The organism is Paraflavitalea speifideaquila (assembly GCF_032395985.1).
GTDB lineage: Bacteria > Bacteroidota > Bacteroidia > Chitinophagales > Chitinophagaceae > Paraflavitalea > Paraflavitalea speifideaquila.
Map to the genome: position 1 here is coordinate 7,497,009 of NZ_CP135920.1, position 15,033 is coordinate 7,512,041.

24 protein-coding genes and 2 pseudogenes are annotated in these 15,033 nt (G+C 44.6%); 11 read left to right on the top strand and 15 right to left on the bottom strand.

All coding sequences use genetic code 11. The features are described from left to right. Positions 1-100: 100 nt before the first annotated feature. The 5 genes from RS881_RS51345 to RS881_RS51370 form a co-directional block, all read right to left on the bottom strand. Positions 101-235 (bottom strand): hypothetical protein, encoded by a 135-nt coding sequence (locus tag RS881_RS51345; protein WP_315817897.1) that lies wholly within the window; start codon positions 233-235, stop codon positions 101-103. Between the two features lie 47 nt (positions 236-282). Further along, entirely contained in the window at positions 283-552 is a 270-nt protein-coding gene (locus tag RS881_RS51350; RefSeq protein WP_315817898.1) for a nucleoid-associated protein, read from the bottom strand. Continuing rightward, positions 509-697: a nucleoid-associated protein gene (locus RS881_RS51355; protein ID WP_315817899.1), complete on the bottom strand. Its 189-nt coding sequence runs from the start codon at positions 695-697 to the stop codon at positions 509-511. Before RS881_RS51355 ends, RS881_RS51350 begins: the two co-directional genes overlap by 44 nt. Before the next feature lie 139 nt (positions 698-836). After that, on the bottom strand, positions 837-1,145 hold the full coding sequence (locus RS881_RS51365) for a hypothetical protein (RefSeq protein ID WP_315817900.1): 309 nt from the start codon (positions 1,143-1,145) through the stop codon (positions 837-839). A gap of 411 nt (positions 1,146-1,556) precedes the next feature. After that, complete coding sequence (locus RS881_RS51370; protein WP_315817901.1) at positions 1,557-1,736, bottom strand: hypothetical protein; 180 nt, start codon at positions 1,734-1,736, stop codon at positions 1,557-1,559. A gap of 161 nt (positions 1,737-1,897) precedes the next feature. Here RS881_RS51370 and RS881_RS51375 point away from each other — a divergent pair, with 161 nt between their 5' ends. From RS881_RS51375 to RS881_RS51385, 3 genes are read left to right on the top strand one after another with little or no spacing between them, the layout of a single operon-like run. Beyond that, entirely contained in the window at positions 1,898-2,422 is a 525-nt protein-coding gene (locus tag RS881_RS51375; RefSeq protein WP_315817902.1) for a carboxypeptidase-like regulatory domain-containing protein, read from the top strand. Further along, positions 2,419-2,940: a hypothetical protein gene (locus tag RS881_RS51380; RefSeq protein WP_315817903.1), complete on the top strand. Its 522-nt coding sequence runs from the start codon at positions 2,419-2,421 to the stop codon at positions 2,938-2,940. Before RS881_RS51375 ends, RS881_RS51380 begins: the two co-directional genes overlap by 4 nt. After that, positions 2,909-4,330 (top strand): outer membrane beta-barrel family protein, encoded by a 1,422-nt coding sequence (locus RS881_RS51385; RefSeq protein WP_315817904.1) that lies wholly within the window; start codon positions 2,909-2,911, stop codon positions 4,328-4,330. The genes RS881_RS51380 and RS881_RS51385 overlap by 32 nt, the downstream gene beginning before the upstream one ends. 11 nt (positions 4,331-4,341) lie before the next feature. On the opposite strand, the gene RS881_RS51390 is transcribed toward RS881_RS51385, so the two are convergent. From RS881_RS51390 to RS881_RS51405, 4 genes are read right to left on the bottom strand one after another with little or no spacing between them, the layout of a single operon-like run. Further along, complete coding sequence (locus RS881_RS51390) at positions 4,342-4,569, bottom strand: DUF1415 family protein (protein ID WP_315817905.1); 228 nt, start codon at positions 4,567-4,569, stop codon at positions 4,342-4,344. A 13-nt stretch (positions 4,570-4,582) separates the two neighbouring features. Then, positions 4,583-4,888 (bottom strand): DUF1415 family protein, encoded by a 306-nt coding sequence (locus RS881_RS51395; RefSeq protein ID WP_315817906.1) that lies wholly within the window; start codon positions 4,886-4,888, stop codon positions 4,583-4,585. Between the two features lie 53 nt (positions 4,889-4,941). Further along, positions 4,942-5,064 carry a hypothetical protein gene (locus tag RS881_RS51400; RefSeq protein ID WP_315817907.1) on the bottom strand — a complete coding sequence of 41 codons (123 nt, stop codon included), beginning with the start codon at positions 5,062-5,064 and terminating at the stop codon, positions 4,942-4,944. A 54-nt stretch (positions 5,065-5,118) separates the two neighbouring features. Continuing rightward, positions 5,119-5,748, bottom strand: coding sequence for a hypothetical protein (locus RS881_RS51405; RefSeq protein WP_315817908.1), 630 nt, complete (start codon positions 5,746-5,748; stop codon positions 5,119-5,121). A 500-nt stretch (positions 5,749-6,248) separates the two neighbouring features. Here RS881_RS51405 and RS881_RS51410 point away from each other — a divergent pair, with 500 nt between their 5' ends. Further along, entirely contained in the window at positions 6,249-6,548 is a 300-nt protein-coding gene (locus RS881_RS51410) for a DUF4884 domain-containing protein (RefSeq protein ID WP_315817909.1), read from the top strand. A 10-nt stretch (positions 6,549-6,558) separates the two neighbouring features. Here RS881_RS51410 and RS881_RS51415 read toward each other — a convergent pair whose 3' ends face one another. Next, positions 6,559-7,272 carry an MBL fold metallo-hydrolase gene (locus tag RS881_RS51415; RefSeq protein ID WP_315817910.1) on the bottom strand — a complete coding sequence of 238 codons (714 nt, stop codon included), beginning with the start codon at positions 7,270-7,272 and terminating at the stop codon, positions 6,559-6,561. Continuing rightward, positions 7,245-7,391, bottom strand: coding sequence for a hypothetical protein (locus tag RS881_RS51420; protein ID WP_315817911.1), 147 nt, complete (start codon positions 7,389-7,391; stop codon positions 7,245-7,247). Before RS881_RS51420 ends, RS881_RS51415 begins: the two co-directional genes overlap by 28 nt. Before the next feature lie 138 nt (positions 7,392-7,529). Between RS881_RS51420 and RS881_RS51425 the strand changes: the two are divergent. The 6 genes and pseudogenes from RS881_RS51425 to RS881_RS51450 all read left to right on the top strand — a co-directional run bounded on the left by RS881_RS51425 (position 7,530) and on the right by RS881_RS51450 (position 12,050). Then, a pseudogene (locus RS881_RS51425) lies at positions 7,530-8,584 on the top strand (DmpA family aminopeptidase). Further along, positions 8,565-9,182, top strand: coding sequence for an aminotransferase class IV (locus tag RS881_RS51430; RefSeq protein ID WP_315817912.1), 618 nt, complete (start codon positions 8,565-8,567; stop codon positions 9,180-9,182). The pseudogene RS881_RS51425 and the gene RS881_RS51430 overlap by 20 nt, the downstream one beginning before the upstream one ends. Further along, positions 9,173-9,394 (top strand): hypothetical protein, encoded by a 222-nt coding sequence (locus RS881_RS51435; protein ID WP_315817913.1) that lies wholly within the window; start codon positions 9,173-9,175, stop codon positions 9,392-9,394. Before RS881_RS51430 ends, RS881_RS51435 begins: the two co-directional genes overlap by 10 nt. Positions 9,395-9,570: 176 nt before the next feature. Next, positions 9,571-10,079, top strand: a pseudogene (locus tag RS881_RS51440) (TetR/AcrR family transcriptional regulator). 66 nt (positions 10,080-10,145) lie between these two features. Beyond that, positions 10,146-10,763, top strand: coding sequence for an SDR family oxidoreductase (locus RS881_RS51445; RefSeq protein ID WP_315817915.1), 618 nt, complete (start codon positions 10,146-10,148; stop codon positions 10,761-10,763). Between the two features lie 453 nt (positions 10,764-11,216). Continuing rightward, entirely contained in the window at positions 11,217-12,050 is an 834-nt protein-coding gene (locus RS881_RS51450) for a Gfo/Idh/MocA family protein (protein WP_315817916.1), read from the top strand. Between the two features lie 30 nt (positions 12,051-12,080). Here RS881_RS51450 and RS881_RS51455 read toward each other — a convergent pair whose 3' ends face one another. After that, positions 12,081-12,920 (bottom strand): hypothetical protein, encoded by an 840-nt coding sequence (locus tag RS881_RS51455; protein WP_315817917.1) that lies wholly within the window; start codon positions 12,918-12,920, stop codon positions 12,081-12,083. Continuing rightward, complete coding sequence (locus RS881_RS51460) at positions 12,872-13,087, bottom strand: hypothetical protein (RefSeq protein WP_315817918.1); 216 nt, start codon at positions 13,085-13,087, stop codon at positions 12,872-12,874. Before RS881_RS51460 ends, RS881_RS51455 begins: the two co-directional genes overlap by 49 nt. Before the next feature lie 194 nt (positions 13,088-13,281). On the opposite strand from RS881_RS51460, the gene RS881_RS51465 reads away from it, so the two are divergent. Further along, complete coding sequence (locus tag RS881_RS51465; protein ID WP_315824891.1) at positions 13,282-14,166, top strand: ABC transporter ATP-binding protein; 885 nt, start codon at positions 13,282-13,284, stop codon at positions 14,164-14,166. A 32-nt stretch (positions 14,167-14,198) separates the two neighbouring features. On the opposite strand, the gene RS881_RS51470 is transcribed toward RS881_RS51465, so the two are convergent. Together RS881_RS51470 and RS881_RS51475 are read right to left on the bottom strand one after the other, a co-directional pair. Further along, positions 14,199-14,603 (bottom strand): alpha/beta hydrolase family protein, encoded by a 405-nt coding sequence (locus tag RS881_RS51470; RefSeq protein ID WP_315817919.1) that lies wholly within the window; start codon positions 14,601-14,603, stop codon positions 14,199-14,201. Continuing rightward, a complete protein-coding gene (locus RS881_RS51475) occupies positions 14,600-15,025 on the bottom strand; it encodes an alpha/beta hydrolase (protein ID WP_315817920.1) in 426 nt (141 codons plus the stop codon). Before RS881_RS51475 ends, RS881_RS51470 begins: the two co-directional genes overlap by 4 nt. Between the last annotated feature and the right edge of the window lie 8 nt (positions 15,026-15,033).

Sequence of the window (15,033 nt, forward strand, 5' to 3'; positions counted from 1 at the left end):
ACTGGTAAACTTCGGGTATTTTTATGAAAGAAACATCAAAACCGGTGAAATATAAGGGTGAATACTTATTACCGGGCAAAACCCCTCGTACACACTCACATCAGGCTTCCTCATCGTAGTATATCTTATAATACTTCTTGCCGGTCATTTCATCAACACCTCTTTCGATCAGGTCGCGGCGGCCATGGATATAGATATGGAAGTTTTTGTCCAGCTTCAACACCGTTTTAAACACCTTCTGCTGTTTCTTAACGGCTGATAAGTTGATATCGAACTCGTCTTCTATTTCAAAATTACGGGCCGATTCAAAGTTCTTTTATAGGCCATAAACGTATCCACTACTTCGGGGTGGTGGATCACTTCTTCGGCAAACTCCTGAAGGTTAAACTGCTCTTTGGATTTAAAATAATCCATAGAGCGGTTCAGCAGGTCGATCTGATCACTTTTGCTTACATCAAACTTCTCTGCATATTCATTGGTAACAAAAGTTTTGCAAAGACTTAAATACTTATCGGTGTGGTGGTAGCTGTCTGAATAGGGCTGTACCTGCAAAAAAATCCGTTACCCAGTACTGGGTATCATTCTGTTTATTGGTGCTGTCCACCACACAAACTTTATACCCTTCTACAGTATTGGTATTGAAGATGAGACAGCCTTTGTCGAGCTTATTGATATTGACCCCTTCTTCTTGTATCACTTCCCAACTTTTCCATGCTGGAATACCTTAAGAAAGGTTTCTTTGGTTTCGGACTTAAAGATCCCGATGGCCCGAGTATGTTCACTTTCAAATAATACGCGGTCAAACAGCACTACATACAGCTCTCCCTCCTTTACCTTTACATGGGTGGATTTGCTGTACAGAAATTGAGCGAGTAAGGCGGCTTGCGGTACAAAACTATCCGTATCCTCAAAATGGCCCGTACATAATTATATACTTCATTCAGGTTCACATCGCTTAGATGGGTAAACCGGAACAACTCATTTTCATTAAAAGCGCCCAGGAAGTATTTGGTGAGTAGCTTTTGAACGATCTCATCATTGAGGGTCAGCGGGTTCTCGGATAATTTCAATTCTTCACCTCGGGAAGGATTGCCTACCTTATGCACCATCACTTTTTGCAGCAAAACATCATCAAGTCCAGTCATTTTCCATTTTTTCAGGCGGCGAAGATAAGGGAAGGGATCATTTTTACGGCCCTGAATTATACACCCTGTTTTGTCTTTAGCCATTGCACCGTGACCAGTAACTGGCCGGTATGCCGCATGGTATGTTCGGCAGCATGAAACAAAAGCCCCATGACAGTAGATGGCACTTGTTTTCATCCTACTCCCCTGATAGCCGTTAAGGTAGCTGGATCGATTTGTTTTAGCAGGGCAATGGTAATTGCCATTTGAGTATCAAAGCCTGCCAGCAGTTGTTGAGGCGTAACGTCTTCAACTGGAGAACCTTCATGAGCCAGATACTCCAATTGTGCAGCAGAAAGCAATGCCCGGCAGCGTAAGTAAATAACCTATCCAATACACCTGCCATGTGTTGCAAGTGAAAACCCGGGGCTGCTACGCCTCCCGGTTTTTCCCATAAAAACCAGCAGGGAAATCCTTTAATAATACATGCAATTCTTCCTGCGCCTGTAATAAGGCATGTGCCACCGGTTGCAGCAAAGCGGGTATACCATCCAGGGGGCCGCGCAACCATACTTCGGGTAATTTATTGGAAGCCATCATAGTTATCAGCAAGTTAGGAAATAAGAAGTGTTTGAATAGGGCATTATTTATGATGCAAAGATTTACTAGCAGGCAGGAAAGCCTCTACCGTTTGTAAAAAACCTATATCCATAGCCTATTTTACGAACAAAAGGCGCGACATTTAGGGCAACCCAACTAAAACCGACTGATCTGTGAAGTGGACTACCTGCTTATTCATCTTACTATCCTTATTAATCTGTAATGCCCTACTGGCTCAACCTGGTAGCTTTAAAATTTCCGGTGCTGTAACTGACAGTTCGGGGCAAGTGCTACCGGCTGTAACCGTTATGCTGCTCAAATCGGTCGACTCTTCAACAACCAAAATCACCAGCACAGATAATAGTGGCAATTATGTATTTGAACAAATTTCGCCGGGCCAATACCACCTTTCTATTACCGCCACAGGATATATGCCACATCGTGTAGCATTGCCGCCCATTAGTATTTCAATCACTGCCAATCCTATTCGCCTGCAAAGGGCGCCTACCATGCTGAAAGGGGTAACCGTAATAGCCCGTAAACCATTGATTGAATTATTGCCTGATAAGACGGTGATCAATGTAGATGCAGCAGTTACCAATGTAGGGGCTACAGCGCTGGAGGTATTGGAAAATCACCAGGCGTTTCGGTTGACAGGAATGGTTCCATCAGCCTCAAAGGCAAAGCCAATGTATTGATCCTCATGGATGGAAAACCCAGTTACCTGCCTGCTGCCGACCTGGCCAACTACCTGGCGAGCATCAATGCTTCACAGATCGAGTCAATTGAGATCATGACAAATCCTTCTGCCAAATACGATGCAGCAGGCAATGCAGGTATTATCAATATCAAAACCAAAAAGAATAAAGTAAGGGGATTCAACGGCAACCTCAACCTGGCCTATGGACAGGGAAAGTATTATAAAAACAATAATAGCCTGATACTGAATTATCGCGATGGCAATTATAATTTCTTCTTCAGCTATAGCACCAATATATCCAAAGCATTTACAGATGTATATGCCTATCGCTGGTATTATAAGGCAGACAATAAAACAGTTACCAATCGTTTTGAGCAACCTACTTATTTAGCCAGCCCAATTGTAGCACACAATATCAAAGCAGGTATTGATTATTCGCTGGGTAAAAACTACCCTTGGTGTCACATTTACAGGTCTGCGCTCGGTGAGGAAAACTTTCGGCAACAGCTCAGGTGATTGGATCAATAATAACGATGGGATCGACTCTGTAATATATACCACGAGTGACAATAAAAGCACCTGGAAGAACCTGGGATTAAATGCCAGTGCAAAACATGACCTTTCAGAACATAAGGAATTATCAGTCGATATTGATTATCTCAAATATAGCATCGACAATAGGCAGTTTTACCAAAATATACTCACCGGGGCCAATAGCAGTTATGTGGATGGCTTACGGGGTGACCTCCCTTCTACCCTACGTGTTTATTCGGCCAAGGCTGATTATAAGCAAACCATTGGCAAACATGCAAAGCTGGAAACAGGCTGGAAGACATCCTACGTTAAAACTGATAACCTGGCAGTTTATGAACTATTACACAATAATGGCTGGAAACCCGACCTCGATAAAACCAATCACTTCCTGTATGACGAAACCATTCATGCATTGTATGCAAGTGGACAACAGCAGGCAGGTAAATGGACCTTACAGGGAGGTCTTCGCTTTGAGCACACGGCTTATAATGCCAATCAATTAGGCAATGTCATCCGGAAAGATTCAGCATTTGCCAGGCAATACAATAGTTTATTCCCTACAGCTTTTGCCAGCTACCAGGCCGACAGTGCACATACTTTCAGCTTCAGCGCCGGGCGGCGCATTGACCGGCCTGCTTTTCAAAAGCTCAACCCTTTTGTATTCCTGATCAACAAGTATACTTATCAAACAGGTAATCCTTATTTCCGCCCTCAGTTTACCTGGAACTTTGAAATGAGCCACCTGTATAAACAATCCCTGATCACTACCCTCAGTTATAGTGTAACTAATAATTACTTTTCGCAGATATTCTTTTCAGATGCCAATGGGCTGATTACTTATACTGAAGGCAATCTGGGCAGGATGGTCAACATCGGTTTGTCAGTAAGTTCACAACTGACTCCCACCCCTTGGTGGTCATTAACGATACAAGCCAACCTGAATCGGAAAAAAATTGAAGGGGTGGTCGTCAATTCCCTGGCGGCCTCCGTTACTCAACTGTTTACCAATATCAGTAACCAGTTTCGCTTCAAAGGAGGTTGGTCGGCCGAACTCTCCGGATTTTATATGACGCGCGCTCAAAATGACCTGCAAGAGGTATTGGACCCTACAGGGCAATTAGCCGCAGGGGTAGCCAAACAAATATTAAAGAACAAGGCCAGTATAAAACTGGGTATCCGCGATCTATTCTATACGCAGGCAATGGCAGGCTGGACGGATTTTCAGCAAGCCCGGGAATACTTTAAACTTACCAGAGATAGCCGGGTAGTAACCTTGGCCTTTAGCTGGCGCTTTGGCAAACCATTGAAAGGAGCCAGCCGAAAATCGGGCAGTGCATCGGATGACATCAAAGAAAGGGTGGGACAGAATTAAATGCAACTCAATCACAGGCAACTATCACGCAACATCTTCATAAAGGCCGTTCCTTTATTGCGGGTAAATTCAATATTACTGGCTGGGATGCTATCTGGATCGGGATAACGTTTCAATGCCGCTTCAATGCTTTCCTCTCTTAACAAATGCAACATGGGGTATACTGAACGGTTGGTATAATTGGCGGCATCATCGGCCGATGCACCTGCAAACTGATAGAGGGGGTGAAAGCTGGCCACCTGGTAAGTGCCTTCATAGCCTTTTTTTCTTCAGCAGTTTTTCACCCAGCCCTACCAGGTCAAGGTATTGATCAAATGACTGAAAGGCATCCGGGAAAATAAGTAGGATGGTTTCTATATCAGGCTGTTCATCCAGCCGCTTACATTCCTGTAATAGGGCTGTTAAACCTAGTTCAATATTGCTGGCCAACTCTACCTGGTAATGAATGCTATTGCGTTTCACTTCCCGGGCCGCAAAAGGGCAAAAATTACAGGCAATCACTACTTCTGTTATCCATTTCCTGGTTTGCTCAATGATCTGTTCCTTTGTCAATTCCATTGGCGCAAAGTTACCAGAAAGAAGGCATACAGGCAATGGGACAACCGGTCAACTCAACAGCCTCCCCAACCCAATATCCAATACAAAAGCAGGAATACAACAATGGTGCCAAGGCAACCTCCACCCCATTTGTAAGCGCCGTAACCAGCGATCAGTGTGCGAAGCCAGTTTTTCATGTTTCAGTGTTTTGTACAATGTATGATTAAAAATCATGCCATCTGTATAAGCACCTAGTCACCAATGATCTTTAGCAAGTTCTCATTGGAGACAGAATAATCGGTAAGCAGGTTGGCCCGTGTATAGAACAATACACCCTGATAGTGGACATTATAATCGGCAGGCAAGTGCTTTTCGTTTATATTGGGTCTTTTGAACCGGATGTATTCCACTTCCAACAACAGATCGGCAGGCGTATCCATGACCGTTTCATTGAATAATTGAGGATTTGTTTTTATGTCCTGCGGTACTGCATTCCAGGAACTGTAGGCATTCAGGCCTACCTGTAATGGCCCCATCAATACCGGCCTGTAAAACCGCTCGACTATTTGCCAGAGCTCTCCTTCATACCTGGCCAGGAGGATAAAAGCAGCGTCTATGCGCACAATGCGAAGTTCCACCCATCCGGCTTTGGCGGGCCGTAGTTTCAGGTTGGACAAACTATTATTGGTAGTCTTTACTTCAAAAACGGGTAGGTTAGTATCCTCTGCCACCCCGGTGGTAATAAATAACCAGTTTTCCTGCCGAAGACGCCAGGTGGTCTTATTGGTAGGTTTTGGCTGACGTATCATTAAACCCGCCAGTGACCAATCGATGGTAGGCAAGGTACTTTGGACGCCACTGACCTTTATTTTGGCCCGCACGTCAAAATCGCCATTGATGGTTTTAAAAGAAAGGGCGCCTGGTAATCAGCGTACCAGCCACTGGCCTTGGGCTGCAGTTGAAGTTTACCCTGATTAACACCCATGCTTTGGATTTTATCGGGAAATCCTTCTGCAATATGAAACAAGGACCATTTTTTTAAACTGGTGGAATCATTAAATTCATCCGACAATTGTTCTATACCGGACTGTGCGATAGCGGATAAGGTGGCCAAGCTTAGGATGAGGATGAAGTGCCCTATTTTTTTCATAACCATTACATTATGTGAATGACGATCAAATTAGACCGGTTTGATAGGGATAGGCAGGTCTTTTCTATGAATAGCCGGATGGATCGATAGATATCAGCGATGGCACTTGATCGGTAAATGCTGTAAATGGTAGGAAATACATTTATCGCTTTAACATTAATGAAATGCCAAAACGATCGTTTTAACGCTTTACTGTGACCGGTAAGTTTACTTTTATAACAAAACAGGTGTATGCAAAAATTGATACCCTTTATAGTCCTGCTGGCTTTTACATCCTGCAGCATCAGCCGTCCTTTGCGTGATGAACCCTCCAACAACAATGAAACCTATAAAGTACAATACCTATTTGAACATGAGGGCTGTAAGGTTTACCGTTTTTATGACCGGGGCAATTATGTATACTTTACCAATTGCCGCGGCGAAAGCATGGCAGTAACAGATAGTTCAATTATTAGGAATAGCACGAACCTGGCTTTAAAATATCCACCAGCTGGCGCTAACCCAAAAGATCCCAACAGCAAAAATCAATAACAGTTATGGCTTATTCATTACTACTCACCATTTGCAGGTAGCGCTTTACTGATCCTTCAAATATGTCTTTGGCGCCAGTATAAATATTCAGTTGGTCAAATGCGCTGTACATACTATCAAACTGGAGGGGTGACAAGCGTTTATGAATACTCTTTACATCCCGGGGAGGCATGGGCACATAATTGGGAAAGCTATACATGAAACCTACTTGCTTCCTATCCCTGCTCACAAAAATACTATCGCCCGCAAGCAGGGTCCCCTTTGCGCCATGATGCGGCAGGTGCATTACCGTACTTCCTGCAAAGTGCCCCGGAGTATGCACCAGGCTCATACCATCCCAAAGTGGTTTATGGCTCCCACTCCAAAGTTGCACATGATCACGCTTGTCTACGATCCATTGCTCGTCGGCCTCGTGCAGGTAAATGGGGCAGTCAAATGTCTTAGCCCAGAGTGCCATAAGACTATAATAATGGGGGTGAGAGATGGCAATACCTTTCAACCCACCTCTGGATTGTATATAAGCCACCGTAGGTTCGTCCAATAAAGGAAGGCAATCCCAAAGGATATTCCCGCCCGCCGACTGTACCAGGAAGGTTCTTTGTCCAATGGCGAATGCAGGAACCAGGCGCAGGTCGTAAAGATCGGTATCCCTTTCACTGATATGGATACTATAGTTATTAAGGATCGAAGCGTAGTTTATCCATTGTTGGCCACTTTCCAACACATATTGCCTTTCATCGGTGCAGATAAGGCAATCATCGCCCACTTTTTTGCGGTGGCATACCGGGTGCCGCAAGTAGCACAGATATTGGCCTCCAGTAAATTATCAATCGTTAATTTCATATAGAATATGTTTTATTTTTACCCTCCTTAAACCTCACTATGTCAAAGATATTGTTATCATCCATATTACTTATTGTTTTTGCTTCCGGTACTTATGCCCAGCAACGGGCGCGCGATCTGGGCATCCGGATTGGTGTGATGACACCCGGCAAATGGAATGCCATAACTGATGTGCCCGGCGTAAAAGTAGGGCATACCACTATTGTCAGGGGCGATTCCATCAGAACAGGCGTTACGGCTATATTACCTTATGAGGGCAATATCTTCCAACAAAAAGTGCCAGCAGCTGTATTTACCGGCAATGGTTTTGGCAAACTGGCAGGTACCACCCAGGTACAAGAATTGGGCAACCTGGAAACCCCTATTATATTAACCAATACCCTGGGCGTGGCCACTGCTATGAATGCGGTGATTGAATATACCCTGCGCCAACCCGGCAACGAGAATGTACAATCGGTCAATGCACTCGTAGGAGAAACCAATGATGGCTACCTCAATGATATACGGGGTCAGCACGTTACCAGAAATGATGTACTTACGGCTATACAGCAAGCCACTACGGGAGCAGTAAAAGAAGGGTGCGTAGGCGCAGGCGCTGGTACCGTGTGCTTTGGATTCAAGGGGGCATTGGAACATCCTCCCGTATCTTGCCGGCTTCATTAGGCGGTTATACGGTGGGCGTATTGGTACAAAGTAATTTTGGTGGTGTATTGCAAATTGATGGCGTACCGGTTGGTGAGGAATGGGGTAAATTTGCTTTCAGTAATCAACTCCTAAATAATGTAAATGGCTCCTGCATGATGGTAGTGGCTACCAATGCACCGTTAGATGCACGCAATCTTCAACGACTGGCCAAGCGGGCCTTTATGGGCCTTGCCAAAACAGGCGGTATCGCGTCCAATGGCAGCGGCGATTACATCCTTGCTTTTTCCACAGCCGATTCCCTGCGTGTTCCGCACAATTACAAACAACCGCTTCAACAGGTAAGCTTGTTGCAGAATGAGGAAATGTCGCCCCTCTTTATGGCAGCTATTGAAGCTACGGAAGAAGCCATCATTAATTCATTGTTTACAGCTACCACTACTACCGGTATCAAACAACATACGATAGAAGCCTTGCCCATTGATAAAGTAATCACCCTATTTAAAAATACAATCGACTTCAAAAGTAACTATGCTGTACGCCATTGTTAATAATGAACTGTACCCTGCCGATCAAGCTACCCTATCTGTTAATGATCTATCTATCCAAAGAGGCTACGGCATTTTTGATTTCTTTAAAACCCTTCAACATCAACCCATATTCCTGGATGACCACCTGGACCGGTTTTACCAATCGGCCTCCTTACTGCAATTGCCCGTAAGGCATAACCGGGAAGAACTCAAGGCGCTCATTGCCCAATTGATGAAAAACCATTTACCCGATTCCGGTATCCGTATTACGCTTACAGGCGGTTACTCAAGTGATGGATATACCATTTCCAGTCCTAACCTCGTTATTACACAGCAACCATTGCCTATAAATGGAGCGTTACACGCCAAAGGCATTCATCTTGTTACCTATCCCCACCAACGGCAAATACCGGCCGCCAAAAGCATTGACTATATGATGGCAGTATGGTTACAATCTTTTGTGCATCAACAGGAAGCCCAGGATGTATTGTACCATCATAATAATATAGTAACCGAATGCCCGCGTTCCAACTTCTTTATTGTAACAGCCGATGATACGCTGTTGACGCCCAGATACCAAATACTACAAGGAGTCATTAGAAAAAAGTATTGCAACTAACCGCCGGGCGCTATGCAGTGGCAGAAAAAGACATTACCCTTGAAGACATTTACCGGGCCAAGGAAGCATTCATAACCAGTACCACTAAAAATATCCTCCCGGTGGTAAAGGTTGATGGCCAGACTATTGGCACTGGTCTGCCCGGCAATCTCACGAATAACCTGGCGCATGAGCTCAAAAAAGTGATTGATACTATTGCTCAAGATCGGTAAGCCGCTACCTATCTTAACAAATCCTTTAAAAATACTTCTATATTTATTTGGCGCAGTCATATACCGATCGGTATATTTACAGCATGAAGTTCACCCCACGCTCAGAAGAGACCCGCCAGTTCATCATTGAAACCACCGCTGGTATATTTAATACAAAGGGGTATGCGGGTACTTCCATGTCGGACCTTACTGAAGCAACCCAACTCACCAAGGGTAGCATCTATGGTAATTTCGAGAATAAAGAAGAAGTGGCCCTGGCGGTATTTGATTACACAATAGCTCGGCGCGACAAGATAATAGCCGAACAGCTTGCTAAAGCAAGTACTAATAAGGAAAAGCTGCTAGCGTTTGCTACCGTTTACTCCAGTTCGCAAAAACACCCTTTTGTTGAAGGAGGTTGTCCTTTACTGAATGCAGGAACGGAAGCTGATGACACATTTGAGCCGCTTAGAAAAAAGGTAGCTAAGGTTATTGCCGATACAAAAAAGACCTGGAGGCGATTGTTCAGCAAGGTATTGCAGCGAAGGAATTCAGGAAAGATACCAATCCCGAAAAAACGGCGCTGGCATTGATGGCCATGATCCAGGGAGGTATATGGCTGGGCAAAACGATGAATAAACCTGCTTACCTGGATGCTATTATTGATGCAGCCCAAGACCTTATTAACCGTATATCCATTAGTTGATCTTTTTTTTTGTACTATCATATACCGATTGGTATATACATTAATATACAATAGAAATTAAAGACAATGAAACTTAGTAACAACACTGTATTGATCACAGGCGGCACAGCCGGCATTGGTTTTGCCATTGCTAAACAATTGACAGAAAATGGCAACCATGTTATTATTACCGGCCGGAATAAAGAACGGTTGGAAAGGGCAGTTGCCCAACTTAACCACGTAACCGGCATTGTATCGGACGTATCGGATGAAAAGGATGTAAACGAACTGGTAGCCAGATTACAGCAGGATTTCCCGCAATTGAATGTGGTGATCAACAATGCCGGACGTGCCTTTGCATATTCAATCACAGAAAAGGGTGTGGATGCATTCAGTAAGGCCACTGAAGAATTCCACACCAATTATCATTCCGTAACGAGGTTGAACGAAAAATTACTTCCCTTGTTGGAGCAACAGCCTTCAGCTGCCATTGTGAACGTTACCTCCATCGCAGCTTTTGCACCTAACCGTATCATATCATCCTACAGCGCCAGCAAGGCCGCTTTGCACTCCTATACGCAATCCTTGCGCTTTGAATTGGCCAGCACTGGAAATATAAAGGTGTTTGAATTGATGCCGCCACTGGTAGATACAGAGTTTTCGGAAGAAATAGGAGGCAGTAAAGGTATCCCCCTTCGGCTGTAGCCACTGCTTTCCTGGATGCTTTCCAGAAAGATGAATATGAAATCCATGTAGGCGGCACCGCCGATCTATATAAACTGTACCTCTCCTCCCCTGTTCAGGCGTTGGCAGCTATGAACGCATAAAATAGCAGGTCCGGGTATTTACCATCCAAAGGGTAATACCCGGGCTTTATTTTACCTACTGCTTCCGTCCTCACCGCAGAAAATCGCTTATATTTAAGCATGCGAACGCTTCTCCTTTTGTATTGCTATTGGGTAATATTGCTCTAATTGCACAACCATTAAAAGTAGCTGTGGCGGGAGTATCCCATGGCCATTCCACTTGGATATTGGGCTACAAGCATAAGGAAAACATACAGCTTACAGGTGTGTATGAAAAGATACTGTCCTAGCCAATCGTTATGCCAAAAGGTATGGTTTTTCACCTGTTATCATTTATACCGACCTGGGTAAAATGCTGGACGCTGTGAAACCAGAGGCCGTAGTGGCTTTTGGATCTATCTATAGCCACCTGGAAGTAGTAGAAGCCTGTGCCCCGAGGGGCATCCATGTAATGGTAGAAAAACCACTGGCCGTAAATTGGGAACATGCCCGGCGCATGGACTCACTGGCCCGGAAATACAATATTCACTTGCTTACTGATTATGAAACCAGCTGGTACCCATCGGTGGCCAAAACATTCCAATTGGCGCTTGACAGCAATACTACCGGTCGAATCCGTAAAGTAGTAATACACGACGGGCACCAGGGCCCCAAAGAGATAGGATGTGGCCCTGAATTCCTGGCCTGGCTTACTGACCCTGTATTGAATGGAGCCGGCGCACTTGTTGATTTTGGATGCTATGGCGCCAATCTGATGACGCATTTGATGAAAGGACAACAACCCATTTCAGTAACAGCCGTTACCCGTCAATACAAACCACAGCTCTATCCCAAAGTAGATGACGAGGCAACCATCATTGTTGATTATCCCGATGCACAATGTATTATACAAGCCTCCTGGAACTGGCCTTATAACAGAAAAGACATGGAAGTATATGGGGAGAAAGGATACATTTTTGCACCCGACAGCAAAACATTGGTAATAAGACAAGGCAGTACAGTTACTAACCGACTGGTTACGGCACAGGATATTCCTGTGTATGAAGATCCCTTTAAATACCTTGTTGATGTAATCCGTGGAAAGATCCAGGTAACACCGGATGGCCTTTATGCCTTATCCAATAATCTTACTGTAGTAAAGGTCCTCGAAGCCGCTAAAGAATCAGCCCGGGCCGGCAAAAAGTAATCCTCTAAAGTATGTTACGCTGCAGTAGTACTATATTTTTCCAAAATAAGCCAGCATTTCCCCATTGGTAAGCGTAGCTGTTTCGGTAGTCCCCGCCTTGTAAAGGATGCAGTTAAACTCCATTTTAACTTTGAGGAAATAGGTGCCTGTTAGATTAAGGGCATCTTCCACACTGACAATTTTAAAGATGCTGCTGGCAGGCTGAGCCTGGGTAGAGCTGGAAGAACTCCAGTGATTACCTTGCTTATCGGTCCAGTATATAACAATTCCATCGCCATTGAGATGGGGGTTATTATCGGGGCCTGGAGGCGTAAAAGGATGTAAACTAACCGGGAAAAACGCTTTGAATTGCGCTTCGGTAGAAGTGAGGTAGCCATGCATCACGCCTTTATCAATACCCATTGTGGTGAATCCTGCTGGAATGGGAGTAGTAAAATAATTAATACCGGCTCCCAAAACCACATCGTCATTACCGGCAAGGATTGAACCTGCTTCATAATCATTGGTGGCCGTTACACTCTCCATATAATTAACGCCTGCAATAGTGGCTTTGTAATAGGGAACGCCAGGAGCGGGGTTATTGCCGCCTGGAATATTCACCGTCACGGAAAAGCTACAGGTAACAGAACCCACAATTAAAGGGAAAGTAAACGTGCCAGCTTTGGCAGGTTTGCCAACAGCCTGCAACACAATTTCCTGACTGCCTGTAGCTGTAAAAGAACCAGAACCGGTAAAGGATAATCCTTCCTGGGTACCCGTATTGTAACTCCAGGTCCCCACTTTGCTTACATCAACAGTTACGATCACTACATCGGTGAGGGCTACTGCCGTACCTTCAACGAAAGTATCTGTACCCCCGCATCCGAACAATTAGCACCATCCGGCACCAGGGTAAAAAGGGAGGTAGAACCAGCTCCCACTCCGATACCATTATCAGGTGATTCAAAGGATTTGTCTTTTGAACAACCAATCACCAGGAGTGAAAATACAGCCAGATTCACAACAATGAACTGTTTGAAAAGGGTACGTATCTGCATGGCTTTTGTGGTTTAATGGATAAAAATAGGGATAAAATCGAATTGTTGCCTAATCCGTACTTTTGACATCCCGGGGCTAAAAGCTCCTTTTCCGACATGCACCTATTAACAGTTTCCGGCATTTCTAAAAAGATGAAAGAGGTTTTGAACTTAAGCAGATCAATTTTACCCAACAATCATTTCAGAAAATAGCCATTGCCGGCGAAACAGGTTCGGGCAAAAGCACTTTACTGAAGATCATTGCCGGCCTGGTAGAATCGGATGCAGGCCAGGTATTCTTTGAGCAGAAAAAGATACTGGGGCCAGCCGATAAATTGATCCCCGGGCACCCGGGTATCGTTTACCTGTCGCAACATTTTGAACTGCCCAATAATTTAAGGGTGGAGCAAGTGCTGGAATATGCCAACCAATTATCCGAAGAGGCGGCAGCCACCTTATACGACATTTGCCAGATCAGCCACCTCCTTAAAAGAAGAACCAACCAACTGTCGGGCGGAGAAAAACAAAGGATAGCCCTCGCTAAATTGCTCATTACGTCGCCCAGACTCCTGTTGTTGGATGAACCTTTTTCCAATACCGATATGGTGCACAAAAAACTGCTCAAGTCGGTTATCGGGGATATTGGGTCCAAACTCAAGATATCCTGCATCATGGTTTCTCATGATCCTTTGGATACCCTTTCCTGGGCCGACGAAGTTTTGGTCATGAAAGATGGCGAAGTAATACAGCAGGGAGGAGCCCAGGATATCTACAAACAACCCACAACAGAATATACTGCCGGGCTCTTTGGAACATATAACCTGTTAAGTCATTCTATGGCCAGGCTGTTCACGAACACTCGCCCAACCGGCAAGCGCCACCAGAAACTATTCCTGCGGCCTGAAGACATTCACATTTCCCTGGCTGCAGGAGCTGGCATAGAAGCCACCGTTAAAGAAATACTTTTCTATGGTAGTTATTATGAAGTAGAAGTATTGGTAGGGAAAAGCAGGATAACCGTACGCATGACTGGGCCCGCACCTACCAAAGATGATACGATTTACCTCACCCTACCAACTGGTACTGCCTGGTACATTTGAGAACTGTGACCATAAGGGTACCTATAATGGTTTTATTTTGCTTGATCTATTTTCTTTATAATGGCGGCCACTTCACTTAACAATAAAGGAAATGCAGGTTCGGGCATATTACCATGATCAAAACCTTCCAGTTCATACAGCCGTGTATTTTTATGTCCCGCCAGTTGCATCATCCGTTTTAAATAAGCATTCTCTTCATAGCGACCCAGGAGTTCCTTTTCCCGGTCGCCTGTAATCAGCAACAAGGGTGGTGCATCAGCCCTTACATGGTATAGAGGTGCGTACAAATCAATTGTTGGCTGGGTATCTTTAATACCTTGTTCTTTACGAACGGTATAGTGGGTAATAGCCTGGCCACTAAATGGAATTATTCCCGCAATGCTATTTGCATCAATATTGTATTGCTTCAAATACTTTTTATCTAATGTGATCATCATATCCAGGTAACCACCAGCCGAATGACCCGATAAAAGATCAAGCTGGCATTACCGCCATAACGGCCAATATGTTGATAAACCCAGGCCACCGCCGCTGCTGCATCCTCAATATAAGCAGGTGCCGTTACTTTGGGCGAGAAACGGTATTCCACAGAAACAATGGCATATCCCTTCTCCATCAATGCCTTGGGGATCGCTTTTTTTCCACCGGTGAGCCCGCCTCCATGAAACCAAACAATGGTTGCATAATTGCCTACTCCCTTGGGATAGTAAAAATCCAATTTGCATTGTGAGGCGATATAAGGATCTTTTCTATTGATCGAGTCGGCATAATAAGAGATATCCCTTTCGGTAATATATTGCTGCTGGGCCTGGACATAGCAGTTGCTGATCAACAAAAGGAGGGAAATGAGTTTCTTCATAACTGCAA